Genomic DNA, 10,726 nt, shown 5'->3' on the forward strand with positions numbered 1-10,726 from the left:
AAATCATGTTCAAAAAAATAATACACAGACCGGTATTTGCAATAGTAATATCGGTGATCATCCTCTTTGTGGGTGGTCTTTCCATCAAACAATTACCCACCGAACAGTTTCCGCAGATTGCCCCGACGACAGTTGCGGTAACTATAGCCTATCCAGGATCAAGTGCTGATGTTTTGGTTAAATCTTCCTTAATTACGATAGAAAATGCCATCAATGGTGTTCAGGGAATGCGTTACGTTACCAGTGACGCCACAAGTGCGGGTGAAGCAACAGTAAACGTAGTTTTCGAACCCGGAACAGATCCTAACCAGGCGGTAGTTTTAGTAAAAACAAGAATTGATCAGGTAATGCCATTGCTTCCGATTCTGGTACAGAAAGAAGGCGTTGTGGTGAACCCGATTCAGCCCAGCATGTTGATGTATGTAAACCTTTACAGCAAAAACAAAAGCATGGATGAAAAATTCCTGTACAACTATGCGACGGTAAATATTATTCCTGAGATCAACCGTATTCACGGGATTGCAAAATCACAGATATTGGGATCAAGAAGATATGCGATGCGTATCTGGCTGAACCCCGACAGAATGCGTGCCTACAACATCTCAACAGATGAAGTAATGAAAGCCATTGGCGAGCAGAGTATCATCGGGCGTCCGGGAAGAATCGGGCAGAGCTCAGGGATTGCGGCGCAGTCTTTAGAATATGTTTTAACTTACAAAGGACAGTACAACAAGCCTGAGGAATATGAAAACATCATTGTAAGAGCCAATTCTGAAGGTGAAAATGTAAAATTAAAAGATGTCGGAAAAGTAGAACTTGGAAGTGAATTTTTCGATATTTATTCGAATTTAGATGGTCATCCATCAGCTTCTATCGTTTTAAAACAAAACTACGGAAGTAATGCGAATGATGTCATTAAAGATGTGAAAGCCAAACTGGAAGAAATGCGACCAAACTTTCCTCCAGGAGTAGATTACAAAGTTTCTTACGACGTTTCGCAGTTTTTGGATGCTTCTATTGAGCAGGTGGTTCATACCTTGAGAGATGCATTTATCTTGGTAGCTATAGTAGTTTTCATCTTTCTGGGAGATTGGAGGTCTACTTTAATTCCGATTATTGCCGTTCCCGTTTCTTTGATTGGAGCATTCTTTTTCATCCAGCTTTGCGGTTTGTCGATCAACCTTGTGACACTCTTCGCATTGGTTCTCGCCATCGGTATTGTGGTGGATGATGCGATTGTTGTGGTAGAAGCCGTTCACGCCAAAATGGAAGAGAAACATCTTACACCGTATTTAGCGGTAAAAGAAGTAATGGGCGAAATTTCAGGAGCCATCATTGCGATTACTGCGGTAATGGTTTCCGTATTCTTACCGATTTCATTTATGACGGGACCGGTCGGAACATTCTACAGACAGTTTTCGATTACCATGGCAAGCTCAATTGTGATTTCAGCGGTTGTGGCACTGACTTTAACTCCGGTTTTAGCAGCCATGATTCTTAAAAACAATCACGGAGAAGAAAAGAAGCAGAATTTATTTACAAAATTCATCAACTCTTTCAACAGAGGGTTTGATAAGCTTACAGGAAAATACACTTCATTCCTGAGAAAAATCGTTAACAGAAAAGCTTTAACATGGGGAATTCTTGCCATCTTCTGTGCCGGAATTTTTATTGAAAACAAAACGTTGCCGGGCGGATTTATCCCGAGTGAAGATCAGGGAACCATCTATGCCATCATTCAGACGCCACCGGGATCTACTTTGGAGCAAACCAATAAAGTATCAAGAGCTTTGCAGTCAATCTGTATGAAAATAGACGGTGTAGAATCAGTTTCTTCTCTGGCTGGATACGAAATTATGACGGAAGGTCGTGGTTCAAACGCCGGAACGTGTTTAATTAACCTTAAAAACTGGAACGACCGTGAACATTCTGTAAAAGAAATCATGGAAGAAATGGAAGGTAAAACCAGAGAACTCGGTGCAACCATCGAATTCTTTGAACCGCCTGCAGTACCGGGATTTGGTTCATCAGGAGGTTTCTCTATGAGACTTTTGGATATGAACAGAACTACAGATTACAAAGATTTCGACAAGGTAAATAAATCGTTCATCAACGAATTGAAAAAGAGAAAAGAGCTTACCGGAGTTTTCACATTCTTTGCCGCAAACTATCCTCAGTATGAACTTGTTTTCGACAACAATGCTGCCATGCAAAAAGGAGTTTCCATAGGAAATGCGATGGAAAACCTAAATATTCTTATCGGAAGCACCTATGAACAAGGATTCATCAGATTTGGACAGTTCTTTAAAGTGTATGTACAGTCTGGTCCTGAATTCAGAAAGCTTCCTACTGATATTCTGAAGCTTTATGTAAAAAATGACAGAGACGAAATGGTGCCCTACTCTGCTTTTATGACCATGAAAAAAACGCAGGGGCCAAACGAAATTACCCGTTACAACATGTATAATTCTGCTGCAATAAGAGGTCTTCCTTCAGCAGGTAACACTACAGCAGATGCTATTAAAGCCATCAACGAAACAGCTGCCAAAACTTTACCACACGGTTATAAAGTGGCTTGGGAAGGTCTTTCTTACGACGAAGCTCAAAAAGGAAATGAGTCAATCTACGTATTCCTTGTGGTTTTGGTTTTCGTATATCTTGTATTAGCGGCTCAGTACGAAAGCTTCATTCTACCGTTTGCCGTGATTTTATCACTTCCTGTCGGGATTTTTGGTTCTTTCTTTTTATTAAAAGCAATGGGACTTCAGAATGATATTTATGCTCAGGTTGGTCTTATCATGTTGATTGGTCTTTTGGGTAAAAATGCCGTGTTGATTGTAGAATTCGCCGTCCAGAAAAGACAGGAAGGGCTTTCTATTTTCGAAGCCGCTATTGAAGGAGCTAAAGCCCGTTTCAGACCGATTTTAATGACTTCATTTGCATTCATTGCAGGTTTAATCCCTTTGATTTTTGCGCACGGAGCCGGAGCAATTGGTAACCACACCATTGGTGCATCTGCCATGGGAGGAATGGTCTTCGGAACCGTACTCGGTGTAATCATCATCCCGGGATTGTACTATATCTTCGGAAAGATGGCTGACGGCAGAAAAATGATTAAAGATGAAGAAGAAACTTCTTTAACTAAAGACATGATTCATTATGAATAAGAAAAAATTATATAAATACGCAGGTCTTGCAGTCCTAATGTTAAGTTTAGCAGCCTGTAAACCAATGGAAGTTGCGAAGCATGTTGAAAACAAAAATGTTCCGGAAAATTTCGGAACAGCCGTTACCGACAGCACCAACACAGGAAAACTGACGTGGAAAGAATATTTCGCAGACGAAAAGCTTCAGAACCTCATCGAAACAGCACTTCAAAACAATCAGGAGCTGAATATTACGATGCAGGAAGTTGAAATGTCGAGAAATGAAATCAGAGCCAGAAAAGGTGAATATCTTCCTTTCGTGGGTGCTAAAGCCGGCGTTGGAGTTGATAAAGTTGGCCGCTACACCAACATTGGCGCCATGGAAAAGAACACCGAAATAAGACCGGGAAAAGAAATGCCCGAACCTCTTTTTGATTTCGGAATCGGAGCTTATGCTAACTGGGAAACTGATATTTGGGGGAAACTTCACAATGCCACAAGAGCGCAGGTTCAGAAATACCTTTCAACTGTTGAAGGACGAAATTTCATGGTCACCAATATTATTTCAGAAATTGCCAACTCTTATTATGAGCTTTTAGCTTTAGATAATGAATTGCAGATTCTTGAGCAGAATATTAAAATTCAGAATGATGCTTTTAAAGTGGTTAAAATTTTAAAACAAAACGCCAGAGGAAACGAGCTTGCGGTAAAAAGGTTTGAAGCACAGGTTTTGAAAACACAGAGTATGCAGTTTGAAATCCGTCAGAAGATTACGGAAACAGAAAACAAGATTAATTATTTGGTCGGAAGATTTCCACAACACGTAGAACGTTCTGAAAACCAGTTTGACAACCTTGTTCCTCAAACTGTATTTGCCGGTGTACCTTCAGATTTGCTTGAAAACAGAGCCGATATCAAGCAGGCAGAATTTCAGCTGGCAGCGTCAAAATTTGATGTTAAATCTGCCAAAGCAAGATTTTATCCTTCACTGGATATTACTGCCGGAGTTGGTTTTAATGCTTATAATCCTGCTTATCTGTTTGATATTAAATCTTTAATTTTCAATTTGGTGGGCGACTTTACCGCACCAATCATCAACAGAAATGCAATAAAAGCCGGTTACGCCAATGCCAATGCAAGGCAGATTCAGGCCGCGTTTGAATACGAGCAGAAGATTCTGAATGCGTATGTGGAAGTGACCAATCAGCTTTCCAGCATTAAAAATCTTCAGAGCAGTTATGATCTGAAATCTCAGGAAGTAGATGCTTTAACGAAGTCTATTGATATTTCAAATGACCTTTTCAAATACGCAAGAGCCGATTATATGGAAGTTTTACTTACCCAAAGAGACGCCTTAGAAGCTAAATTTGAATTGGTAGAAACCAAAGTACAACAGCTGAAAGCAACTGTAAGTTTATACAGAAGTTTAGGCGGTGGATGGGATCAGCAACCTGTTGCAAACCCAAACATCATCAAAAGATAATCATTATCATTGTTTTTTTTTCGTAGCTGTCCTGATTTATTGGGGCAGCTTTTTTTATGTTCTTTTGGCTTGAACCAAAAGAATATAAAATTGCCTCAGCATAGTCGGCGAATGTTATTTCAAGACTTAGAAACTATGGCTAAAATCTCCAAATTGACTCCCGTAATTTGTCGGATTTAAAGATTATATGCTCAGACAATTCTTAAAATAACCGAAGGCAATTCTTAAAATGTTTTAACGATTTGTTTGTCATTCCGGAGGAATCTAAGCTGCATGACAATATTCAGTTGAGATTCCTACGGAATGACAAAATTACTGCTGATTTTGGGTTATCAGGAAAAATAGAAATTTATGCAATCTGGTCTATTTCAACATGAATATTTGTCCAAAAACTCAATATTCCTTTTTAAACCGGCGAATTTTGTACGTTTTACAGGAGATTTCCTAAAGATTTCAGAGAATAATTCCTGAGTAATTTCTTTCCACTCTCCTTTTTTAAGATTTTTAAGGAAATCATTGGGTTTAAATTTACTCTGCTGATGTGGAGCTGCAAAACGGTTCCATGGGCAGACATCCTGACAGACGTCGCAGCCAAACATCCAGTCATCCATTTTATCTTTAAAATAATCGGGAATTTGATCTTTTAATTCGATGGTTGCGTAAGAAATACATTTGCTTCCATCAATCAGTTTTTCAGAAATAATAGCGCTGGTCGGACAGGCATCAATACATTTCCTGCAGCTTCCGCAGTGGTCTGTTGTAGGATAATCAGATTCAAGCTCGAGATCGCAAATAATTTCTGCTAAAAAATAGAAAGATCCACTTTGTTTGGTGATGAGATTGGCATTTTTTCCAACCCAGCCAATTCCTGATTTTTTAGCCCATGCTCTTTCTAAAACCGGTGCAGAATCTACAAAAACACGGAATGCAAATTCGCCGATTTCCTCCTGCAATTCGGAAACCATTTCAAGGAGAATTTCTTTAATTACCTCATGGTAATCTTCAGCGTAGGCATATTTTGAGATTTTAAAATTGTCTAAAGTCGATATTTTTTCTTCAGGAAAATAGTTGTAAGAAAGTGAAATCACCGATTTTGAACCTTCTACCAACAATCTCGGATCAAGTCTTTTGTCGAAATGATTTTCCATGTATTTCATTTCACCATGGAAGTTGTTTTTGAGCCAGTTCTCAAGAGGTTTGGCTTCATCTTCCAAAAACTCAGCTTTAGAAATACCACAATCCTGAAATCCAAAACTTTTGGCTTTGGTTTTAATAAGGTTGCTGTATTTTTCGGCGTTGTCTGTCATAATTTCGTGTTGCAAAATTAGGATTATTTTATAAATTTGTGAGACTTTGAATTTTTCACTTTTAAAACAGATTCAAAGCTTATTTTTTAACTTTAAAATATAAATATTATGTCATTACAGGAAGTAATAGAATCAAAGAACTACGAATTAATCGACGTGCGTGAACCGATGGAATTGGAAATGGACGGAAATATAGAAGGTGCAATCAACATTCCTTTGGGCGAAGTTGAAGACAGAAAAGACGAAATTCTTTCAATCGAAAAACCTGTCATCTTGTTCTGCAGAAGCGGTAACAGAAGCGGTAAAGCTTTAGAGTATTTAAATTCTCAAGGTCTAAAAGAAGGCTACAATGGTGGCGGATGGGCTGATTTGAAAGCGGCTTTGTAAGATTTTAAAAGGTTGTCAAAATAGACAACCTTTTCTTTTGCCTTGTTCTTTTGTCTTGAAACAAAAGAACCAAAAATTCAAGACTTGGAAACTACGGCTAAAATTTCAGAATATTTTCTAAAACTTCCAAAACTCGGGCGGAAAGTGTATTTATTTTCTTTAAATCTAATTTTTTGCCGCCACTCAAACAGTGGAAGTTTCTTAACGGAAATCTTCTAAAATTTCTTAACGCCTTCATTTCCGAGGTCATATGCTAAAATGGTGTATTTTTATTGGAGTCTAAAATCTAAATTCAATGGTGCTGAAAAACTTATTTCTTGAAATTTCACAAAACTACTGTTCAGATTTGCAGTTGATTGAGAAGTTATGGGTCGAAATTGAAACACAGTATTCAAAAACTTCAAGATATTATCATAATCTGAAACATCTTGAAAATATTTTTATAGAACTGGAAGAAGTGAAATCTGAAATGAATGATTTTGATTTAATTGCTTTTTCTGTTTTCTATCATGATGTGATTTACAAATCAACATCGAAAGATAATGAGGAAAAAAGTGCAGAATTGGCAGTTTTAAGACTAAAAAACTACAATCTTTATGAAACTCAGCTTCAAAAAATAAGCAGTCAGATTTTAGCTACAAAAAAGCATGAAAATTCTTTAGATTCTGACACCAATCTTCTTACTGATGCTGATTTGTCCATTCTTGGTACTGAAAGAAACGTTTATCAAAAGTACATTCACAATATCAGGATAGAATATTCTGTTTATCCGGACTTTCTGTACAAACCGGGACGAAAAAAAGCACTTCAGCATTTTCTGGAATTTGATTTTATATTTAAAACTGAACATTTTAGGAATAAGTATGAAAATCAGGCAAGAGAAAATATTAAATGGGAGATTGAAAATATGTAGATTTTGGCTAAAGCCAATGCAAATATTGAAAATAAAAGACGGTCTAAAGCCCGCTCCCAGTAATACTTTGAGACCATAGCATTCTTGAAATAACTTTCTTTGAGCCGTTACAATGTAATTAAAATCGAAATCATAAATCTCAATGCGATGAAAATAAAGCTGTTTAGATTCCTACGGAATGACAAAAAGGCTTCTGATTTTTAAATTATGTGAAAAAGGATAATTACATTTCTTTCCTGTACAAATGATAAAAACTGCGCTGGGCAGTTTTTATACTTTAAATAGCAGTATTTAAGTTTCCGGAAGCCCCTCTTGGGAGAAAAACAACTTTTCGTTTGATGCTTTTTGCTTTTTCAAGAACTTTAAGTGCTTTTTGGCGTTCAATTTCTTTAGTCATGCTCGAGGCTGACTGATCGTAGTTGGTAGAGGATTGCATAATTTTGGTGTTTTGGTTAATACTTTCTGTAAAACGAAAACCGTACCATTTTACATTAAAAATTCTTAACAATACCATTTTTGATTTGACGCTCACCATTTTGGTGATATTGATCTGTGCATAATTTTTAACTTCTTAAAAAAATCAGGAGTATCTGTTATTTTAGGCATAGTACTTGCAAGGTACCCAACTGAAAAATACGACACCACACTTATCACTCTTTATATGAAAAATCCCGCAGTTTGTTAGCAAACGTGGGATTTTGTTTTTTGGATGTTGCTTTAGAAAACACGCAAACTACCACCTCAACAGGCAGCCACTTCACAATTTTGTGATGCTCCAGAAATTATTTTCAGGTTTTCTTTCAAACTTCGTTCTGCCTTTTTCAGCGAAACCTTTTTTCCGGATCAGCTCTGGATCGGCAGTTCTGTCGAAACTGTTCTTCCAGATTTTAAACAAACTGTCGTAGGTTCCGTGCAGATTCTGAATATTCCAGCCATTAAAATTGTATTCATAGATAATGTACAGAAAGTCTTCTTTATGGTTGGGATTATAAAATATGTACTGGTTAAAATCACTTCTTTCCTTATCCTGAATATAGGGAATCTCAGTAGTCTGGATAAAAGAATCAATGATTTTATAAAATTTTAAAGAATCCAGCTTAATGTAGGGACTTTGAGCCAGAGAGAAAAGCGGCAGAAACAAAAGTAAAAACAGTATCTTTTTCATAGTTGGATGTTAGGTTTTAAAATCATTGGTTTACATGAACATAAAAATAAGAATATACTGAGTTGCTATTTTCGAGAGCATTACAATAAAAGATGGTATTATCATTTATAAATGAATTTTAAAGATAATGCTTTTTTTTACAAAATAATGATCCAAAAAGGGATTTCGGACAGGTAGTAATGGCGATTCTTTTGAGATTTGTATGTGCTTTTCTTCGGGTTTGAAATGTTGAATTTTTATTTGAGCTTTTATAGTAGCGCTTTCCCCGACCCTAAGTGTAGCACAAGACTATTATTATTTTTTTTGAGTGCTTCACATTTTGAATTTTGTATCACTTCGGGTAGGTTTTTAAAGAAAACCGTATCGAGAAGTTGTTGAGCTATGAAAAAACACTTGAACTGACGGGAGGTACTTTACAATCTTTAATTAAATTTTTCTGCACTTAAATTGTCATGTCGTAGGCCTCTTTGCAGTGGGAATTTATCTTAGGTTGCATTTATTTTTCACTAGATTGCTTATTTTAATTCATTTTTGTTTGCCCCCTTCCCTAAAGGGAGCAAAAATGATTTAAAAATATCGTTGGGGTAGCTATTGCTCTATTCTTCGATTGATACAGTTTTATTTCTTTTAAGTTTTGGTTTTTTGACGCAAAGATTTCTTTAGAGGCTGTATAATTTTAAGAAACAAAAGCAGGGAACTGCTGCGCGAAGCTTGAAAACAATGATGGAGTCTGGTTTCATGGTTCCGCTGTATCCGATGATTCCAGATACATCCCGATTAGCATCGGAACACTTGAACTGACGCAGGATTTTACTTAGGTAAATTGAAAAAAACATCCTGCAGCGAGGATGTTTCTAATTTTTAAAGGTTTAAATTTTTCAACAGTTTTTACAGGACTGTTACTGAACCAACGTACGCCGACGTAGAAGAGTTAACTGAGAGTGCATCTTTAAAAGCAATGTACAGATGTACTGTTTTTCCGGATACCATTGGCGGTAGGGTAACAGTTGCCTGCCCGTCTGTGCGTGTGCCACACCTGAAAAGAAAAGTGTTGAGGCCTCTTCCTCAATGGCACAGAGTACCTGCAGTTCATCTGTTTCTCTTTCAGTGTTTCCTGCCGAATTATCATACCATTCTACCTGTACCTGCTGTGCCACCGACGAGGTGATTGCAGTAGGCTGAGGGATGAGCAGATTCCCTTTTGAGAACTGAATTTCGGGATAGGCTATATCCAGCTCCATCTGCGCATAGTTGAGTTTGAATGCATGCAGGAGGTTTGACATTGCCTGATTGTAGGATGATTTCATTCCGATTTTAGAACCGAAGAAAACCGATGCGTAGGTTTTGTATGATTCTATAAAACTGAAACTCATCTTCATTCTCAGGCGGATCAGTTCCTGCTTGGGAGACACTGCCTTGGTTGATTTTTTCGGACGTACTTTCAGCACTTCCACACCGTTTACGTTTGCTACTACCAGTCTGCCTGTACGTCCTCTTGAACCTGAAAGCAGTGAGTCATCTAATTTTGCCATAGCTTTTATTTTTATGGGTTTATGGTGTAAAGGTAAATCGCAGATGGATTGGTTTGAGATTGCTTCCGTGTATTTCCGTTTTATGACATTTTTTTCCATGATTTTCCGTTTTGGGGTATTCATCAGGAATATTTCTGTTGTTTTCTATATCGTTTCGTTACCTTTTCTTTACCCTTTGGTTATCCATTCGTTACCCTTTGGTTATGCACTGTTCGATTACTGTAGTGCGTTTAGGGTTTGCTTGACAGTGAAGAAATTACAGTAAGTATCAGCAATGTTACTCTGAGCGGAGTCGAAATGATTCCTGTTTTATCGCAAGGTTAGACAAAGAGTTTTTATTAGAGGAATTTAAGTTTTAAGATAAACTAAGGCGTAAACTTAAGAAGGAAATACAATGCTTTGTTACCCGAACTAAGGTTTCGACAGGCTCAGCCTGACAAATGCAAAAAACTACAGTTAGTATTAGCGATGTCACACTGAGCGAAGTCCAAGTGATTCCTGTTTTATCGCAAGGTTAGACGAAGAGTTTTAGAAGGGTATGTTAATTTTTAAGATAAACTAAGGCGTAAACTTAAGAAGGAAATACAATGTTTTGTTACCCGAACTAAGCTTCGACTACGCTCAGCCTGACATTGGAAAGGACTACAATTAGTATCAGCGTTGTCACACTGAGCGGAGTCGAAGTGTTTTTGAAAGAAGCGAAAGTCTGGTTCTACTCCATCCATCATTTATAGACTAAGGCTTCGACAAGCTCAGCCTGACAGTGTAAAGACTACAGGTAGTATCAGCGATG

The 10,726-nt window shown here is 37.5% G+C and carries 8 protein-coding genes; 4 read left to right on the forward strand and 4 right to left on the reverse strand.

What is annotated here, in order from left to right:
• Positions 1–5 precede the first annotated feature (5 nt).
• Both AC2A1G_RS14255 and AC2A1G_RS14260 read left to right on the forward strand, forming a co-directional pair.
• Positions 6–3,167, forward strand: a complete 3,162-nt coding sequence (locus AC2A1G_RS14255) for an efflux RND transporter permease subunit (protein ID WP_484047583.1) — start codon at positions 6–8, stop codon at positions 3,165–3,167.
• Positions 3,160–4,629, forward strand: coding sequence for a TolC family protein (locus AC2A1G_RS14260; protein ID WP_484047584.1), 1,470 nt, complete (start codon positions 3,160–3,162; stop codon positions 4,627–4,629). Before AC2A1G_RS14255 ends, AC2A1G_RS14260 begins: the two co-directional genes overlap by 8 nt.
• Positions 4,630–4,997: 368 nt before the next feature.
• Here the strand turns inward: AC2A1G_RS14260 and queG are convergent, their stop codons facing one another.
• The gene (gene queG / locus AC2A1G_RS14265; RefSeq protein ID WP_484047585.1) at positions 4,998–5,936 is read right to left on the reverse strand and encodes a tRNA epoxyqueuosine(34) reductase QueG; all 939 of its coding nucleotides are present in this window, start codon (positions 5,934–5,936) and stop codon (positions 4,998–5,000) included.
• A gap of 108 nt (positions 5,937–6,044) precedes the next feature.
• Between queG and AC2A1G_RS14270 the strand changes: the two genes are divergently transcribed.
• Together AC2A1G_RS14270 and AC2A1G_RS14275 are read left to right on the forward strand one after the other, a co-directional pair.
• Positions 6,045–6,323, forward strand: a complete 279-nt coding sequence (locus AC2A1G_RS14270; protein ID WP_484047586.1) for a rhodanese-like domain-containing protein — start codon at positions 6,045–6,047, stop codon at positions 6,321–6,323.
• 295 nt (positions 6,324–6,618) lie between these two features.
• A complete protein-coding gene (locus AC2A1G_RS14275; protein ID WP_484047587.1) occupies positions 6,619–7,236 on the forward strand; it encodes an HD domain-containing protein in 618 nt (205 codons plus the stop codon).
• A gap of 277 nt (positions 7,237–7,513) precedes the next feature.
• Here AC2A1G_RS14275 and AC2A1G_RS14280 read toward each other — a convergent pair whose 3' ends face one another.
• The 3 genes from AC2A1G_RS14280 to AC2A1G_RS14290 all read right to left on the reverse strand — a co-directional run bounded on the left by AC2A1G_RS14280 (position 7,514) and on the right by AC2A1G_RS14290 (position 9,933).
• The gene (locus AC2A1G_RS14280; RefSeq protein ID WP_484047588.1) at positions 7,514–7,750 is read right to left on the reverse strand and encodes a hypothetical protein; all 237 of its coding nucleotides are present in this window, start codon (positions 7,748–7,750) and stop codon (positions 7,514–7,516) included.
• A 243-nt stretch (positions 7,751–7,993) separates the two neighbouring features.
• Positions 7,994–8,401: a hypothetical protein gene (locus AC2A1G_RS14285; RefSeq protein ID WP_484047589.1), complete on the reverse strand. Its 408-nt coding sequence runs from the start codon at positions 8,399–8,401 to the stop codon at positions 7,994–7,996.
• An 899-nt stretch (positions 8,402–9,300) separates the two neighbouring features.
• Positions 9,301–9,933, reverse strand: coding sequence for a DUF6266 family protein (locus AC2A1G_RS14290; RefSeq protein ID WP_484047590.1), 633 nt, complete (start codon positions 9,931–9,933; stop codon positions 9,301–9,303).
• Between the last annotated feature and the right edge of the window lie 793 nt (positions 9,934–10,726).

This window comes from Chryseobacterium sp. HNCC26DJ240, assembly GCF_057180485.1.